The sequence below is a fragment of the Gemmobacter denitrificans genome (assembly GCF_036964905.1).
Classification (GTDB): Bacteria; Pseudomonadota; Alphaproteobacteria; order Rhodobacterales; family Rhodobacteraceae; genus Gemmobacter; species Gemmobacter denitrificans.
Map to the genome: position 1 here is coordinate 26,007 of NZ_JBALHR010000002.1, position 15,930 is coordinate 41,936.

The 15,930-nt window shown below is 62.9% G+C and carries 15 protein-coding genes; 1 reads left to right on the top strand and 14 read right to left on the bottom strand.

Going from position 1 to position 15,930, the window contains the following annotated elements; all coding sequences use genetic code 11:
* Window positions 1–20: 20 nt before the first annotated feature.
* The 4 genes from V6590_RS03210 to V6590_RS03225 all read right to left on the bottom strand — a co-directional run bounded on the left by V6590_RS03210 (window position 21) and on the right by V6590_RS03225 (window position 3,780).
* Complete coding sequence (locus V6590_RS03210; protein WP_335419463.1) at window positions 21–1,055, bottom strand: TRAP transporter substrate-binding protein; 1,035 nt, start codon at window positions 1,053–1,055, stop codon at window positions 21–23.
* Window positions 1,056–1,117: 62 nt separating this feature from the next.
* Window positions 1,118–2,461 (bottom strand): TRAP transporter large permease, encoded by a 1,344-nt coding sequence (locus tag V6590_RS03215; RefSeq protein ID WP_335419466.1) that lies wholly within the window; start codon window positions 2,459–2,461, stop codon window positions 1,118–1,120.
* Entirely contained in the window at window positions 2,461–3,006 is a 546-nt protein-coding gene (locus tag V6590_RS03220; RefSeq protein WP_335419469.1) for a TRAP transporter small permease subunit, read from the bottom strand. Before V6590_RS03220 ends, V6590_RS03215 begins: the two co-directional genes overlap by 1 nt.
* Window positions 3,007–3,780: an N-formylglutamate amidohydrolase gene (locus V6590_RS03225; protein ID WP_335419472.1), complete on the bottom strand. Its 774-nt coding sequence runs from the start codon at window positions 3,778–3,780 to the stop codon at window positions 3,007–3,009.
* 139 nt (window positions 3,781–3,919) lie between these two features.
* Between V6590_RS03225 and V6590_RS03230 the strand changes: the two genes are divergently transcribed.
* Complete coding sequence (locus tag V6590_RS03230; protein WP_335419475.1) at window positions 3,920–4,795, top strand: MurR/RpiR family transcriptional regulator; 876 nt, start codon at window positions 3,920–3,922, stop codon at window positions 4,793–4,795.
* On the opposite strand, the gene V6590_RS03235 is transcribed toward V6590_RS03230, so the two are convergent.
* The 10 genes from V6590_RS03235 to V6590_RS03280 all read right to left on the bottom strand — a co-directional run bounded on the left by V6590_RS03235 (window position 4,769) and on the right by V6590_RS03280 (window position 15,907).
* Window positions 4,769–5,014 carry a hypothetical protein gene (locus V6590_RS03235; RefSeq protein ID WP_335419478.1) on the bottom strand — a complete coding sequence of 82 codons (246 nt, stop codon included), beginning with the start codon at window positions 5,012–5,014 and terminating at the stop codon, window positions 4,769–4,771. The genes V6590_RS03230 and V6590_RS03235 overlap by 27 nt on opposite strands.
* 235 nt (window positions 5,015–5,249) lie before the next feature.
* Window positions 5,250–5,507, bottom strand: a complete 258-nt coding sequence (locus tag V6590_RS03240; RefSeq protein WP_335419481.1) for a YjhX family toxin — start codon at window positions 5,505–5,507, stop codon at window positions 5,250–5,252.
* 169 nt (window positions 5,508–5,676) lie between these two features.
* Window positions 5,677–6,603 (bottom strand): 2-hydroxyacid dehydrogenase, encoded by a 927-nt coding sequence (locus V6590_RS03245; protein WP_335419484.1) that lies wholly within the window; start codon window positions 6,601–6,603, stop codon window positions 5,677–5,679.
* Between the two features lie 69 nt (window positions 6,604–6,672).
* On the bottom strand, window positions 6,673–7,812 hold the full coding sequence (rodA, locus tag V6590_RS03250) for a rod shape-determining protein RodA (protein ID WP_335419487.1): 1,140 nt from the start codon (window positions 7,810–7,812) through the stop codon (window positions 6,673–6,675).
* Between the two features lie 9 nt (window positions 7,813–7,821).
* Window positions 7,822–9,765, bottom strand: a complete 1,944-nt coding sequence (gene mrdA / locus V6590_RS03255; protein WP_335419490.1) for a penicillin-binding protein 2 — start codon at window positions 9,763–9,765, stop codon at window positions 7,822–7,824.
* The gene (locus V6590_RS03260; protein WP_335419493.1) at window positions 9,762–10,301 is read right to left on the bottom strand and encodes a rod shape-determining protein MreD; all 540 of its coding nucleotides are present in this window, start codon (window positions 10,299–10,301) and stop codon (window positions 9,762–9,764) included. Before V6590_RS03260 ends, mrdA begins: the two co-directional genes overlap by 4 nt.
* Window positions 10,294–11,235 (bottom strand): rod shape-determining protein MreC, encoded by a 942-nt coding sequence (mreC, locus tag V6590_RS03265; protein WP_335419494.1) that lies wholly within the window; start codon window positions 11,233–11,235, stop codon window positions 10,294–10,296. Before mreC ends, V6590_RS03260 begins: the two co-directional genes overlap by 8 nt.
* 26 nt (window positions 11,236–11,261) lie before the next feature.
* Entirely contained in the window at window positions 11,262–12,296 is a 1,035-nt protein-coding gene (locus tag V6590_RS03270) for a rod shape-determining protein (protein ID WP_335419497.1), read from the bottom strand.
* 279 nt (window positions 12,297–12,575) lie between these two features.
* Window positions 12,576–14,165, bottom strand: coding sequence for a 2-isopropylmalate synthase (locus V6590_RS03275; protein ID WP_335419500.1), 1,590 nt, complete (start codon window positions 14,163–14,165; stop codon window positions 12,576–12,578).
* Between the two features lie 719 nt (window positions 14,166–14,884).
* Window positions 14,885–15,907 (bottom strand): lysine-2,3-aminomutase-like protein, encoded by a 1,023-nt coding sequence (locus V6590_RS03280; protein WP_335419504.1) that lies wholly within the window; start codon window positions 15,905–15,907, stop codon window positions 14,885–14,887.
* Window positions 15,908–15,930 lie beyond the last annotated feature (23 nt).

A 15,930-nucleotide genomic window follows, 5' to 3' on the forward strand; every position in this document is an offset into this window, starting at 1 on the left:
CGGCTCGACCAGAAGGGCGATCAGTAGCGGTAGGGCGGGCCTGCCTTCACCATGGTGTCGTTGTATTTCTTGATGATCTCGACGACCTTGGCCTTCACTTCGCTTTCGGCGGCGATTTCATCCCAGAATTTCACGGCGGCATCTTCCACCGTTTTCCATTCCTCGGCCGGGATGGTGGTCAGTTGCAGCTTGCCGCCATTGATGCGCAGATCGGCCTCGCCCGCCCAATACCAGTGCTGGCGGTAGTAGTGCGATTGTTCAAAGCACACCTCCAGCAGCTTTTGCAGATGCGGGGGCAGGGCGTTCCAGCGGTCCATATTGGCGAAGAAATGCCCGATCCAGGCGCCGGAGATGTTGTTCGTCAGGAAGTAGTTGGTCACGTTGGACCAGCCCACGGTATAGACTTCGGTGATGCCCGACCAGGCGATGCCATCGAGCTCGCCCGTCTGCATTGCCACCTCGATGTCTTCCCAAGGCAGGGTGACCGGCACGACACCGAATTGCGACAGGAAGCGCCCGGCGGTGGGGAAGGTGAAGACCCGTTTGCCCTCAAGGTCTTTCAGGCTGTTGATCGGGTCTTTGGTCGAGAAGTGGCAGGGGTCCCACGACCCGGCGGAGATGTGTTTCACGCCGACGGCGGCGTATTCGTCTTCCCAGATCTGCTTCAGCCCGTATTTGGTGAACAGCGCCGGCACATCGAGCGAATAGCGCAGGCCGAGCGGAAAATAGCCGCCAAAAGTGGTGACCTCGGTGGGCGAGGCCATGCTGTCATCATCGGATTGCACGCAATCGATGGTGCCAGCCTGCATGGCCTGGAACAGCTCGCCCGTAGGGACAAGCTGATCTGCATAGTACAGCTCGATCTCCATCTGACCCTGGGCGATCTGGTTGAACGCCTCGATCGCCGGCTTCACCACATGCTCGCCCAAGGCGGCGCCTGCATAGGTCTGCATCCGCCATTTGATCGGCGCTTGCGCCTGCACCACGGCAGGTGCCGCAAGGGCCGCCGCGCCGCCAAGCGCGCCAGTGGTAAGGAACTTCCGTCTCGTTGTCATTTTGACCTCCGTCGGTTTCTGGGGCGGGCGGTTTTTCCGCCTCTTGAAGGGGTTATCGTGGGTTACTTGGGATAGATGATGCCGGGCAGCCAGAGCGCAATGTCAGGGAACACCATGACCATCACCAGCGACAGCACCATCAGCAGGACGAAAGGCGCGACCGAGATGTAGATGTCGGCCATGGTGATTTCCGGCGGGGCAAAGGCCCGCATCAGGAACAGGTTATAGCCAAAGGGTGGGGTCAGATAGGCGATCTGGCAGGTCATTGTGTAAAGCACCCCATACCAGACCAGCACCTGCCCCTGCGGGATGCCCAGATCCAGCGTGGCGACCAGCGGTACATACAGCGGGGCCACGATCACCAGCATCGCGGTATCGTCCAGAAACATGCCCATCAACAGGAAGGACAGCTGCATCAGGATCAGGATGGTCCAGGGACCCATGTGCAGCTGATCGACGAACAGCCCTTCGATGGCTTTCACCGCACCCAACCCGTCGAACACCGCGCCAAAGGCCAGCGCAGCCAGGATGATCCACATGAACATGCAGGAAATGGCCAGCGTGTTGCGGGTGGCTTCTTCGAGGACCCGGCGGTTGAACCGGCCCGTGATGATGGCGGCGGCCACCGTGGCGATGACACCTACCACCGACGATTCCACAAGCGAGGTACGTCCGGCGATGAAGGGGATCATCATGGAGGCAAAGATGAACAGTGGCAGGATCCCCGCGCTCAGCAGCCGCATGCGCTCACCCCAGGTGATTTTTGCGCGTTCCTCGGCGCCAAGCGCGGGCCCCAGCTCTGGCTGCAGCGTGCAGCGCAGCCAGCTGTAAAGAATGAACAGGACCGCCATGATAAGGCCGGGCACCAATCCGGCCAGCCAAAGCTCTGACACCGGGGCGCGGGCGATCATGGCGTAAAGCACCAGCACGACCGATGGCGGGATCAGGATGCCAAGGCTGGACCCGGCCTGAATGACCCCGGTGACCATGCGCTTGTCATAGCCGCGCCGAAGCAGTTCGGGCAGGGCGATGGTGGCACCAATCGCCATGCCTGCCACCGACAGACCGTTCATCGCGGAAATCAGCACCATCAGCAGGATCGTTCCAATGGCCAGCCCGCCCGGGATCGGCCCGAACCAGACATGGAACATCTTGTACATATCCTCGGCCAGCCGGGTTTCACTCATGACAAAGCCCATGAAGACGAACATCGGCAGCGTCAGCATGGGATACCATTTCATCAGCTTCATCGCGGCTGAAAAGCCCAGGCTTTGCCCGCCGGTGCCCCAGAGCGCGAGCGATGCAACCACAGCCACAAAGCCGATGATGCCGAACACCCGCTGCCCCGTGATCATCATCAGCAGCATGGTGGAAAACATCAGAAGGGCGATCATCTCCTGCGGCATCAGATGGTTTCCCCCTTCAGGGTCGCGATGTCGCGGATCAGAAAGGCGACGGATTGCAGCAACATCAGCAGAAAGCCGATGCACATGATCAGCTTGATCGGCCAAAGATAGGGGCGCCATGCCGTCGGGCTGCGTTCCAGCCGCCCGATTTCAGGCAGCAGCGCGCCCTCGGGCCATTTCAGGCCCAGCGAATAGCCAAGGGAATCCAGCGCACCCCAGAGCATGACGCCGAGATAAACCAGAAGCGCCAGAACGGTGAAGGCATCCCACATCGCCTGCTGACGCGGCGACTGACGGGCATAGAACAGGTCCATCCGGACATGGCTGCCCATTTGCATCGAATAGGGTCCGCCAAGGATGTAATAGGCCACCATCGCGAACTGGGCCATTTCCAGTGTCCAGAGCGACGGGTTGAGGACGTTCTTCGAGATGAGGGACCACATCAGGATCGCCATCAGAACGAACAGCAGATACATGGCAAAGCGGCCCACGCCATAATTCAGGCGGTCCACCAGCCGGACAAAGATGATGCTCCAGCGTGGCATTCAGGCCTCCGTCATCTGGGCAAGGGCCGCAGCCAGCACCGGGGCCAGCCGGTCGGCCATGGCCTCTTGCGCGGCAGGGGTGGAGATCAGGTCGTTGCGAATCTCCAGCATGGCATTGACCAGACCATAAGGGATGGCCTGCAGCCGCAATGTATGCGTCACATCATCCGCTGCCGAATAGGGCGCGTTCAGCCCGCATATCAGATCGGTTTGCGCCTTGGCCAGGGCAAGAATGGCGCAGGCCAGGCGGTCATCTGCATCATGGATCACGCCGAACTCCACGGCACGGGCCTGACCGAAATAGACCGGGGTAAAGCTGTGGATCGTGATGACTGTCGGCCGGCGGCCCTGGGCGATCTGTTCGGCAATCATGCCATGCAGGGCAGCATGGAAAGGCAGGTACACCGCGCGGGTGCGGGCCAGACGCGACGCGTCTGACAGGTTTGCATTGCCCGGCACATCATGGATCTCCGACCGGGCGGGCATCGCGCCGGGCATGTCGGGGGCGCGGTTGCAATCATAGATCAAGCGGCTGACCGTGGCATGGATGGTGCTGGCGTCCAGCCGCCGGGCCAGAGCCTGCATCAGGCCAAGTGCGCCCGGGTCCCATGCGATATGGGCTTGCCGCTGATCCGGGCCAAGTCCGAGATCGCCCCAAGGGGCAGGAAAGCTGTTCGATGCGTGCTCGCAGACAAGGATCAGATCCCCTCTGGTCTGCGATACCGCGATGACGGGCGCAAAGCACCCGTCCGGCTGTGGTTCCAAGGCAGTCATTGCTGCGAGTCATCCCTGTTGTTGCGCTCAGCGTCACCGCAGGTCGACATTCTGTCAAGAATTTTTCTTAAGGAAGATTTCTGTTACAAAGTTTTCCAAGCCGTGCCAGTCTGGCATTGCAAAAGGGGAGGGGGCTGCGATGGAGACACCCGCAATCGTCACGGTCGAAGACGGGATGCGCGCCGCGTTGCCCGATCTGACGCGCGCCGAACGGCAATTGGCCACCCATATCCTGCGCAGCTATCCGGTGGCGGCACTCGGGTCGATCACCGCCCTGGCCAAGGCGGCCGATGTGTCCACGCCCACGGTGGTGCGCCTGTGCCAGAAGCTGGGCTACAAGGGCTATCCCGATTTCCAGCACGCCTTGCGCGCGGATGTCGAGGCCATGCTGGTATCGCCCATCGCCAAGCATGACCGCTGGACAGGCAGCGCCCCGGATACCCATATCCTCAATCGCTTTGCCGATGCGGTGGTGGCCAATCTGCAGGCCACGCTGGGCCAGATCGACCATGCCGAGTTTGATGCGGCAGCCCGCCTGCTGGCCGATCCGGGCCGGGCGGTCTTTGCCATGGGCGGGCGCATTACCCATGCGCAGGCTGAATATCTGGTGACCCTGATGAAGGTGGTCCGTCCCGAGGTGACGCTGCTGTCGGGCCTGTCGAACACCTGGCCGCCTGCGCTGCTGGACATGAAGCCCGGCGATGTGCTGCTGGTCTTTGACATCCGCCGTTACGAAAATTCCGTGCTGCAACTGGTGGAACTGGCGGTGGAACAGGGGGCCGAGGTGGTGCTGATCACCGACCGCTGGGTCAGCCCGGCCGCACAGCATGCGCGCCACACGCTGGCCGCGCATATCGAGGCCCCCAGTGCCTGGGACAGCATGGTGTCGATCACCGTTCTGGTGGAGACATTGCTGGCCGCCGTCCAGACCCTGACATGGGACGCGACCGAAGCGCGGCTGAAACGGCTGGAAGGGCTGTATGACCGGTCACGGTTCTTTCGCCGCCCGAAATAGCGCCATCACACAGCCCTGGCGGTCCAAGGCGCCCGTGCCGGATGAAAGCTGCGCCATCCAGACCCATGCTTGTTCGGCAATCTGTGGACCGGCATCATGGAGCCAATGGGTATGGTCGGGGATCACAAGAAACGCGTTGGGATGGCCAAGCGTGGTCACCTTATTGCGCAGCAGATCGGGTGGAAAGGTTGCATCCCGTGTAGCGGCAATGATCCGCACGGGCCGCGGTTCCGCAACGGGGTGAAGCCTGCGGGGCAACGCACCCCCGGCATGCAGCACGGCATTAAATGCAGCAGCGCAGCGATCGGCCCGATCAGGAGCATGCCACACTTGAAACTCAGACGCGACATGACACCCCGGACCCCAGACCGGTTGTCGGTCTGGGCGGGGTTTTCGGCGGCAGACCGGTGAAACCGGGGCAGGTGCAAGACGGAACATCTGCCCCGCACCCGTTTCAGCGGTTGTCGGGTTGTGGTCTGACCGCCTGCCGACCGCGCAGCGTGATCCGATACGGACCGCCGCCTTGCGAGGCGATCAGCCCGCGCCGCTTCATCTGCCGGAACAGGTCCAGCGTGCAATCGGACAGGATCAACCCGTCGCGGGTCAGGCAAAGGACGGCGTCGATGCGGCGCGAATCGCCACGTTCATGGCGGATGGCCCCGCCCTGCGCGAGTGCATGCAGCACCCGCTGTTCACGTTTCGAGATATTCATGGAAGTGCCTTGCAGACATGACTTGATTACCCGACGCAGCACGCGTCAGGCTGTCATTCCGCCCCTGTTCCACCCGGGGCTCAGGGCTTGGTCACAAGCTCCGGCATCAAGGCTCCATTCCCCGCAGGATGCGGGGATGGCAGAAATCTAAGGCAGCAGGCCTGTCGCTTCAATAGCCGCGCGCCAGATCGACGCGATGCAGCAGCGGTTCGCCCCGCTGCAGGCGCCGCAGATTTTCGGCAACCACGCGCGAGGCAGAGCTGGCCCTTGTATCGGCTGCAATATGCGGGGTGACCGTCACGCGCGGGTGGCGGCGGAAGGGGTGATCGTCGGGCAGGGGTTCCACCCGAAAGACATCCAGCGTGGCATGGCCAATCTGTCCGCGATCCAACGCCGCCAGCAGTGCCGCATCATCGATCAGCGCGCCCCGGCCCGGATTGATGATCACCGCCCCGCGCGGCAGCCAGTCCAGCCGCTGCGCATCCAGCAGGTTTTCCGTCTCGGCCGTGCGCGGCAACAGGGTCACCAGAATGTCAGACCGCGCCAGAACCCGCTGCAACCCTTCCTCGCCATGATCGGCCGGGAAGGGCAGGCCGGTCTTGGCGCTGCGGCTCCAGCCCGCCACATCGAAATTCAGCGCCTGCAGCGCCCGCGCGCAGGCCAGACCCAATTCGCCCAGCCCGAGCACGGTCACCCGGCGTTCGCGGGCCAGCGGCGGGATGATCTGATCCCATCCCGGCGCGCGCAGGATATGGCGATCCATTCCCAGATGGTGGCGCAGCACATGGCCGGTGACATATTCCACCATGCCTTCGGTCAGGCCTGGATCAACCATCCGGCACAGGGGCTGGGTCAAGGTCGGATTGCCGACAATACGCTCCACCCCGGCCCAGAGGTTTTGCACCAGCCCACAGCGCGTGAAGGGCGTGAAATCCTGCAAGGGGCTGCCGGGGGCATAGATGATTGCGCTGACCCGGGCGGGATCAGCCTCGGTCACCAGATCCGCTGCCACCCCGGCCTCGGCAAAGGCACGGCGCAGCGGTGCCTCATATTCCGGCCACAATGCCGCACCGGCGGCAAACAGAACCACATTCATGTCTTTACCTTGGTCCAATTATCCAATTCCCACACCTGCCATGGCAGGCTTTGGCCGGGGGGCACAACATCATCTGGGGCGATGCACATGCGCGCTTTGCACAAGGCCAAAGCCCACCAGCAACACCAGCATGGCCGACCCGCCATAAGACAGCAAGGGCAGCGGCACCCCCACCACCGGGGCCATGCCCATGACCATCGACAGGTTCACGGCGATGTAGAAGAACAGGTTGGCCGCCACGCCAAGGATCAGAAGTTGCGAAAACCGGTCGCGGTTCTGCAGGGCTGACACGACGCAGAAAGCAATGATCGCGGCATAAAGCGCCAGCAATGAAAAGGCCCCGACAAAGCCGAATTCCTCGGCCAATGTGGTGAAGATGAAGTCGGTGTGCTTTTCGGGCAGAAAGTTCAGGCGGCTTTGCGTGCCCTGCATGAACCCCTTGCCGCCCCAACCGCCCGACCCCAGGGCAATCTGGGCCTGAATGATGTTGTACCCCGCACCCAGCGGATCAGCGGTCGGATCAAGGAATGTGTCGATCCGGCGATACTGGTAATCATGCAGAAACTGCCAGGGCGTGCCCCGCAGCGCAAAGACGCCATAGACCGCCGCACCGACAATCCCCGCCACCCCGGCGAAGTACCACCAGCTGACCCCTGCGCAGAACATCACCGCAGCGCCCGCCGCCAGCAGCATGATCGAGGTGCCAAGGTTGGGCTGCATCAACACCAGAACCGTCGGCGCCACGATGATCAGCACCGGCAGCAACACCCAGAAGGGCCGCGACACTTTCTTCGGGTCCAACCAGTCGTAGTAGCTGGCCAGCATCATCACGAGCGTGAATTTCATCATCTCGGAGGGTTGCAGCACTATGGGGCCCAGTTCGATCCAGCGTTGGGCCCCCATGCCGACGCGGCCCATCAGCTCCACCAGCACCAGAAGTGCGAAGGCGACACCATAGGCCAGCGCCGACATGCTGCGCCAGAACCAGATCGGCACGAAGGCCACGATGAACATCAGCACCATGCCCACGGCAAAGCGCTTCATCTGCGGCTCGGCCCAAAGCCCGATCCGCCCCCCCGCCACCGAATAGAGCATCAGAAACCCGACCGAGGCGACAGCCGTCACCAGCAGGACCAGCGGCCAGTTCAGATACAGCACCTTGCGCAGCCCGGTCGGCGCGGTCTTGATGCGGTATTCCAGAAAGCTCATGCCATCCCCTCAGGCCCGCGACTTGCCCGGCATCGGGCTATCGGGGCTGCGCAGCTTCATTTCCTTCAACTGGGTCTCGATCCGGCCCCGCTGGGCAGCCGGATAGGCCGACAGGGGCGGCATCCCACCGGTCAGGCAGCGCAAAAGCAGATCGCGTGCCAGAGGCGCCGCCGCCGTCGAACCGCCGCCACCATGTTCCACCACGACCGCGACCGCATATTTCGGTTTGTCATGCGGGGCGTAGCAGACGAAAAGCGCATGGTCGCGCAGCCGCCAGGGCAGGCTTTCATTCTTGCGCACGCCGGATTCGCGTTCGGCGGTGCCGATGTTGCGCACCTGTGCCGTGCCGGTCTTACCTGCCATCAGCATGGTTTCATCGACAATGCGCGAAGATTTGGCGGTGCCGCGTTGGGCGTTCATCACCTCGAACATCCCACGCCGCACTTCGGCCAGATACTGCGGGTCAATCGGCAGAGGCGGTGCTTCCGGGGCGGGCTGCACTTCGGAACCGATGGCATGCACCAGCCGGGGCGTCACCGCCTTGCCGCTGGCGATGCGCGCGGTCATCACCGCCAGTTGCAGCGGCGAGGTCAGCACATAACCTTGCCCGATCGAGGCATTGACCGTGTCGCCGATCCGCCATTCCTGCCCATAGCTTTCCTGTTTCCAGGCCTTGTCGGGCATCACACCCGCAGCAATGGCGGACATTGGCAGATCATGGCGCTGCCCCAGGCCCAGCAGCCGGCCCATTTCCGCGATCTTGTCGATGCCCACCTTCAGCGCGATGTCATAGAAATAGACGTCGCAGCTTTCTGCCAGCGCCGAATGCAGCGATACCGTGCCATGACCCGAGCGTTTCCAGCAATGAAAGCGCCGTCCGCCGACTTCGTAATGCCCGGGGCAATAGACCCCGGTGCCGGGGGTGATCACGCCATCCTGCAGCGCAGCCAGCGCCGTGACCATCTTGAAGGTCGATCCGGGGGGATAAAGCCCCTGCACTGTCTTGTTCGCAAGCGGCCGGTGATCGTTTTCGGTCAGGACAGAGTAATCCTTGCGGCTGATCCCGCGCACGAACAGGTTCGGGTCGAAGGACGGGCCGCTGGCAATGGCCAGCACATCGCCGGTTTCGACATCCATCGCCACCATGGCGGCGCTTTCCTCGCCCAGCCGGACCTGGGCAAAGTTCTGGATATCGGCGTCGATGGTCAGGCGCAGGTCATTGCCCGGATCGCCTTCGATCCGTTCCAGTTCGCGCATCACGCGGCCGACATGGTTCACCTCGATCCGCTTTTGCCCGGCGCGGCCGCGCAGCAGATCTTCGGTCCAGCGTTCGACACCGATCTTGCCGATCTGGAACTTGGGGATCTGCAGCACCGGATCGGGGTTTTCGATCCCTTCCAGATCCTTTTCCGACACCGGGCCGACATAGCCCACGACATGCGCAAAATCGGTGTCGCGGGGATAGACCCGGCTCAGCCCGACTTCGGGCGTGACGCCCGGCAGGCTGGGGGCGTTCAGCGCGATCTTGGAAAACTCTTCCCAACTCAGCCGGTCGGCCACGATGATCGGCACGAAAGAAGATCGCCGCTCGACCTCCTTCAGCGTCTTGTCGATTTCGTCCTGTGTCAGCGGGATCAGTTGCGACAGCCGCTTGAGCACAAGTTCCACATCGCCCGCATCTTCGCGCGTGATCACGATGCGGTAATTCTGTTCATTGCCCGCGATCAGCTTGCCGTTGCGATCGAAGATCAGGCCACGGGCCGGCGGGATCAGCCGGATGTTGATGCGGTTTTCCTCGGCCAGCAGCTTGAACTGGTCGGCCTGATCGATCTGCAGATAGCGCATCCGCGCACCCAGCACCGCGACAAAACCGGCCATCGCCCCGCCCATCAGCAGTGCCCGGCGGCGCACGCCGCGTGTGCTTTCTTCGGTATCGCGCGGGGTCCGTCTCATAGCCGCCGTCCCATGTCATCCAATTCGCCCATGCCGGGCTTGTGCACACCCAATGTGATGCGGCTGAGCCCGACAACCAGCGGGTAGACCAGAATCGAGGCGAGCACCTGCGCCATGGCAAAGCCAAAGCCAGGCTGGGGCAGGGCGGTCACCGCAAAGGCCAGACGGTACAGGAAGAACATGGCCAGCATCAACATGGCGATGAAAAGCCATTCCATCAGGAAAGACAATTCACGGGTCAGTGCAAGGCGCGAGCGCAGCACTTCGCTGCCCAGCACGACCAGCGCCGTCCAGAGCCCCGGGGGCCGCATCAGCAGCAGGTCTTCCAGCAATACCACGGTGGCAATCAGCAGGACCGGCACATAATCGGGCCGCCGCAGCACCCAGGCCAGCGTCAGGCACAGCAGGATATCAGGGCCGGGCAGGCGGCCCGCCGTGCTGTCAAGCGGCAGTAGCCGCAGAAACAGCATGAACAGCGCGACCGCGACATAGATCGCCCGATGCAACAGCACATCGCGGCGCAGCGGGTCACCCATCGCCATCCCCCGGCGCGGGCTCGGCATCGACTTCGGCCTTGGGGGCGGGCAGCGGGCCGATCAGACCCGTGGCCAGTGGCGGGGCCACCAGCGTGCCCGGATCGGTGATCGGTTCCAGATCATGGCTGCGCAGCACCCGCAGGAATTCCAGCCGTTCGTAATCGGCCGCAAGGATCACCCGCAGCCTGCGGTCCGGCCCCTGCGCCACCTGTCCGACCAGCAGCCCGGAAGGCAGCACTCCGCCATCGCCTGATGTGACGACCTGATCGCCGGGGCGGACCAGATCGGGCTTGTCGATGAATTCCAATGGCGGGGCGGCGCTGTTGTCGCCTGCCAGCAGGGCCTTCTGCCCCGAGGCCTGCACCACAACAGGCACACGGCTGTTGCTGTCGGTCAGCAGGATCACCCGCGCCGTCTTGTTTCCCACGCCCGAGATGCGCCCCACCAGCCCGATGCCATCCATCGCCGCCCAACCATCGCGGATGCCATCGCGCGCGCCCACGTTCAGCAAGACCGATTGCCGGAACGGGCTTCCGCTATCGGCCAGCACCACGCCGGTGATATGGGTCAGCTTGGGGTCAAGCCGCACCTGATTGAGATCAAGCAACTTGGCATTCTGCTGTTCCAGCCGCAGGGCCGCCTCTTTCCATTGGCGCATGGCCTGCAGTTCCTGGCGCAATTCCTGGTTCTGCTGATAAAGCTTGGTATAGCTTTGAAAGCCCTGCGCCATGTCCACCACCTTGGCGACCGGCAGCATGACCCAATCGAACCCCGGCGCGACCTGATCGATCAGCGCGGTGCGGAAGCGTTCCACGCGGGGGCTGTCGATCCGCCAGACCAAAAACAGCACCAGCAGCGCCAGAACAAGCATCCCGATCAGGATGCGCCTGATCGGGGCAATGTAGTCTTCGGGCGAGGTTCGGCTCTTTGCCATGGCGGGGCCCCGTCAGGCGCGCGTGATCAGCTGTCGTAATCAATGACGTGGCGCAGCTGCTTTTCGTATTCCAGCGCCTTGCCGGTGCCAAGCGCCACACAGTTCAGCGATTCATTTGCGACGGAAATCGACAGGCCGGTCTGCTCGCGCAGCGCCAGATCGAGATCGCCCAGCAGCGCCCCGCCACCCGTCAGCATCACACCGCGATCCACGATATCGGCGGCAAGATCGGGGGGCGTGGTTTCCAGCGCCTGCATCACCGCATCGCAGATCTGCTGCACGGGTTCGGCCAGCGCCTCGGCCACCTGGGCCTGGTTGATTTCGGTTTCCTTCGGCACGCCGTTCAGCAGATCGCGCCCGCGAATGGCCATCGATGCGCCGCGCCCGTCATCGGGCATCCGGGCGGTGCCAATGGTGGTCTTGATCCGTTCGGCGGTGCTTTCGCCGATCAACAGGTTCTGGTGGCGCCGCAGATAGCTGATGATCGCGTCATCCATCCGGTCGCCGCCCACCCGCACCGAACGGGCATAGACAATATCGCCCAGGGACAGCACGGCCACCTCGGTCGTGCCGCCGCCGATATCCACCACCATGTTGCCGGTGGGTTCGGTGATCGGCATGCCCGCGCCGATGGCCGCCGCAATCGGTTCGGCGATCAGGCCCGCGCGGCGCGCACCCGCCTGCAGAACCGAATTGCGGATCGCGCGCTTTTCCACCGGGGTCGCGCCATGCGGCACGCAGACGATGATCTTCGGCTTGCTGAACGTCGTGCGCTTGTGGACCTTGCGGATGAAATGCTTGATCATCTCTTCGGCACTGTCGAAATCGGCAATGACGCCATCGCGCATCGGTCGGATCGCCTCGATGCTGCCGGGGGTGCGGCCCAGCATCAGCTTGGCATCTTCGCCAACGGCCAGAACCTGTTTCTTGCCGTCCTTCACATGATACGCCACCACCGAAGGTTCGTTCAGCACGATGCCCTTGCCACGGATATAGACAAGCGTATTCGCGGTGCCGAGGTCGATCGCCATATCCGACGAGAAAAGACCGGTGAGTGACATTGTGGACTGCGTCCTTTGTTGCAAAAAGCCCTTGGCCCGCGACTCAGCCAGCCTGAGGTGGGCGTCTTCATATAAAGACAGGTAAAGGCCAGCGAAACCCTGCTTGGCAAGGCGGCGGCGCAATTCCGCGTGTGCAAAAATGGCTTGGAGATTTCGAACATCCAGGGGGTCAACGGTGGCCTTTCCGGGCCCTGATTTACCAATTTGCGATATGGCGGCAAAATGCACAAAGGGCGCGGCTTGTGCCGCGCCCTGTCATGCCCTTGCGGCAGGTCAGCCTCAGGTGCTGCTGCGATAGTCCACGGTCTTCACATCATCGCCCGGCGCCGATTTCTTGCGCCGTTCGATCAGCCGGTTCAGCGCGTTGACATAGGCCTTCACGCTGGCCACCACCGTATCGGTATCGGCAGATGAACCGGTGGCGATGCGCCCGTCTTCCGAGATGCGCACGCTGACCGTGGCCTGCGCATCGGTGCCTTCGGTCACGGCATTCACCTGATAGAGCTGCAGCTCCGCCTGATGCGGATAGAGCATGTCCACCGCATTGAACGCCGCATCCACCGGACCGTCGCCGGTTGCGTCAATCGCATGTTCGACGCCGTCGATCAGCAAGGTCAGCTCCGCCTCGCGCGGGCCTTCGGTGCCGCAGACCACGCGCAGGCGTTTCACCTGCAGCGTATCGCTGCCGGTCGAGGTTTCCTGATCCTTCATCAGCGCGACCAGATCGTCGTCATAGACCTCTTTCTTGCGGTCGGCCAAGGCCTTGAACCGCACGAAGACATCATTGAGCTGATTGTCGGCCAGATCAAAACCCAGTTCCTTCAGCTTGGCGCGCAGGGCCGCGCGGCCCGAATGCTTGCCCATCGTCAGGTTCTTCTGCGTCAGGCCGATATCTTCGGGGCGCATGATTTCGAAGGTTTCGACATTCTTCAGCACGCCATCCTGATGGATGCCGCTTTCATGCAGGAAGGCGTTCTTGCCGACGATGGCCTTGTTGAACTGCACCGGAAAGCCCGACACGGTAGAGACGCGGCGCGACAGATGCATGATCTTGGTCGTGTCGATCCCTGTCTGGTAAGGCAGGATGTCATTGCGCACGCGCAGCGCCATCACCACCTCTTCCAGCGCGGTATTGCCCGCACGTTCGCCCAGGCCGTTGATCGTGCATTCGATCTGGCGCGCACCTGCCTCGACCGCGGCAAGGCTGTTGGCTGTCGCCATGCCCAGATCGTTATGGCAATGGGTGGCGAAGATGATCTTGTCGGCCCCCGGCACGCGCTCCAGCAGCATGCGGATGATCTTCGCGCTTTCGAACGGGTAGGTATAGCCCACGGTATCGGGAATGTTGATCGTGGTGGCCCCGGCCTTGATGGCGATTTCCACCACCCGGCACAGGTAATCCGGTTCGGTCCGCGTGGCATCCATGGGCGACCATTGCACATTGTCACACAGGTTGCGGGCGTGGGTGACGGTGTCGTGGATGCGCTCGGCCATCTGGTCCATGTCCAGATTGGGAATGGCGCGATGCAGCGGCGAGGTGCCGATGAAAGTGTGAATGCGTGGCGACCGCGCATGTTTCACCGCTTCCCAGCAGCGGTCGATATCCTTGTAATTGGCACGGGCCAGACCACAGATGGTGGAGTTGCGGCTGCGCCGGGCGATCTCGGATACGGCGTTGAAATCTCCCTCGCTGGCGATGGGGAAGCCCGCTTCGATGATGTCCACGCCCATTTCATCGAGCAGGCCGGCAATTTCCAGCTTTTCGTCATGCGTCATGGTCGCGCCGGGCGATTGTTCACCATCGCGCAGGGTAGTGTCGAAAATCAGCACACGGGCCTGAGGGCTTGCAGGGGCGTTTTCGGTCGTCATATCGGAAATCCTGTTGTCTCTGTCTGCTTCATCCATGGGTGCTGGTCACCTCCGAGCGGTCGCACCCAAGGGCACGCTCAGAGGCGAATAAGGAGAAGCAGGCCACGGGTGGCCGGGGCGCAGGCGCGCGAGACGATATGAAAACCCGTGGTCATGGGGCGCGACTATAACGGGTAGGGCCGGAAAGAAAAGGGGGGAATCTGTGCCCGTTTCCGGCAATGTCAACGCCACCCAAAATACAGCCCGATGGCCGATTGCAACCGTCTTGAATCGGGCCCGGGCATGGTGCTGATTTTTTCAGCAAAACACGGACTTTGACCTGTTCAAAGCGGTGTGACGTTGCGTCTGGGTTGTCAAATTCACCGAAGTTTCGCGCATAGTGCCAGCCCCCCATTGCAAGCGGTTGCTGAACAGGTCAAACAGTTTGCATGTTGACCCTGCGCTTTCCTTGCGCCCGGTTGTTGCTGGTGCCGCCCGTTCCTGCCCGATCCGCGTTCTTGCGGGTGCAGATGGGGCTTTGCCTGCAAATCGGGCCATCGCGCGGGCTTTCAGACAAACTTTTGTGCAGCTTGCCGCCTTTCATGGGCGGTGGCTGATTTCTGTTTGCCGGATGCCCAGGCATTCCGGCTGCGTCACAGATCCGAAGGGACCACGCTCCCGCCGGGTCTGGCCCCCCCGATCTCCCCAGGGTCGGGGGGGCAATCTTTCCGGATCAGCTTTCAGGGATCGGTATAGGCGTGCTGGCCGCCTTGCCAGTCGCGCACCTGCCAGCCCTCCGGGCCGGGAGTGGCGGCCGAAGGCGTAAGCGGGGCCTTGCCATGGCCGCCCGGAATATCCAGCACATAGGTTGGCACCATCATCCCTGAAACCCGACCGCGCAAAGCCGAAATCAGGGCCTGACCTTCGGCAATCGTGGTGCGAAAATGGCCGGTGCCCCGCGCCAGATCGCAATGATGCAGGTAATAGGGTTTCACCCGGTTAGTCACCAGCGCCCGCATCATTGCCTCCAGTACCTCGACCCGATCATTCACCCCGCGCAGCAGCACGGTTTGCGACAGCAAGGGAATGCCGGCCCGGGACAGGCGGCGCAGGGCCTGTCCCGCCTCGGGGGTGATTTCGTCGGGATGGTTGGTATGGACCACCAGCCAGACCGCCGGGCGGATATCCAGCCGCGCGATCAGATCGTCGTCGATGCGCCCCGGCGCCACGACCGGCACCCGGCTGTGCAGCCGCACCAGCCCGACATGGGGGATCGCCGCCAGCCGATCAAGGATATCGCCCAAACGGCGCGGGCTGAGCGACAGGGGATCGCCCCCGGTCAGGATCACCTCGCGCACTGCAGGTGTGGCGGCGATGTAGTCCAGCGCGCGATCCAGATCGGCGGGCGGCAGCGCCCCCGCTGCGCCAACCGTTTCGCGCCGAAAGCAGAAGCGGCAATAGACCTCGCATGTCTGGGTGACCGCCAGGATCACCCGGTCGGGATAGCGATGGGTCAGGCCCGGTGCCGGGCTGTGGACGTGATCGCCGATCGGATCGGTCAGCTCTTCAGCGGCGATCACCGCCTCGGCGGGATCGGGCAGGAATTGCCGCGCCACCCCGGCAGAGGCCGCCGCCGCCCCGGCCATTTCCGCCGTCAGCCGGATGCGGAATGTCTCGGCCAGAGGTGCCAGCGCGGGCACGGAACCCTGCGTCAGCAGGTCTGCTTCGACAAGATCATCAAGATTGGTCAATGCACGCGGCATTCGGGGCTCCGGTTCTGGCAGGC

Excerpts from the sequence above, each read along its gene's own strand:
- V6590_RS03240 (WP_335419481.1), bottom strand. The coding sequence starts at position 5,507 with ATGAATATCTCGAAACGTGAACAGCGGGTGCTGCATGCACTCGCGCAG.
- V6590_RS03220 (WP_335419469.1), bottom strand. The coding sequence starts at position 3,006 with ATGCCACGCTGGAGCATCATCTTTGTCCGGCTGGTGGACCGCCTGAAT.
- rodA (WP_335419487.1), bottom strand. The coding sequence starts at position 7,812 with ATGAGCTTTCTGGAATACCGCATCAAGACCGCGCCGACCGGGCTGCGC.
- V6590_RS03230 (WP_335419475.1), top strand. The coding sequence starts at position 3,920 with ATGGAGACACCCGCAATCGTCACGGTCGAAGACGGGATGCGCGCCGCG.
- mreC (WP_335419494.1), bottom strand. The coding sequence starts at position 11,235 with ATGGCAAAGAGCCGAACCTCGCCCGAAGACTACATTGCCCCGATCAGG.
- mrdA (WP_335419490.1), bottom strand. The coding sequence starts at position 9,765 with ATGAGACGGACCCCGCGCGATACCGAAGAAAGCACACGCGGCGTGCGC.
- V6590_RS03210 (WP_335419463.1), bottom strand. The coding sequence starts at position 1,055 with ATGACAACGAGACGGAAGTTCCTTACCACTGGCGCGCTTGGCGGCGCG.
- V6590_RS03280 (WP_335419504.1), bottom strand. The coding sequence starts at position 15,907 with ATGCCGCGTGCATTGACCAATCTTGATGATCTTGTCGAAGCAGACCTG.
- V6590_RS03225 (WP_335419472.1), bottom strand. The coding sequence starts at position 3,780 with ATGACTGCCTTGGAACCACAGCCGGACGGGTGCTTTGCGCCCGTCATC.
- V6590_RS03260 (WP_335419493.1), bottom strand. The coding sequence starts at position 10,301 with ATGGGTGACCCGCTGCGCCGCGATGTGCTGTTGCATCGGGCGATCTAT.
- V6590_RS03275 (WP_335419500.1), bottom strand. The coding sequence starts at position 14,165 with ATGACGACCGAAAACGCCCCTGCAAGCCCTCAGGCCCGTGTGCTGATT.
- V6590_RS03245 (WP_335419484.1), bottom strand. The coding sequence starts at position 6,603 with ATGAATGTGGTTCTGTTTGCCGCCGGTGCGGCATTGTGGCCGGAATAT.
- V6590_RS03270 (WP_335419497.1), bottom strand. The coding sequence starts at position 12,296 with ATGTCACTCACCGGTCTTTTCTCGTCGGATATGGCGATCGACCTCGGC.
- V6590_RS03215 (WP_335419466.1), bottom strand. The coding sequence starts at position 2,461 with ATGCCGCAGGAGATGATCGCCCTTCTGATGTTTTCCACCATGCTGCTG.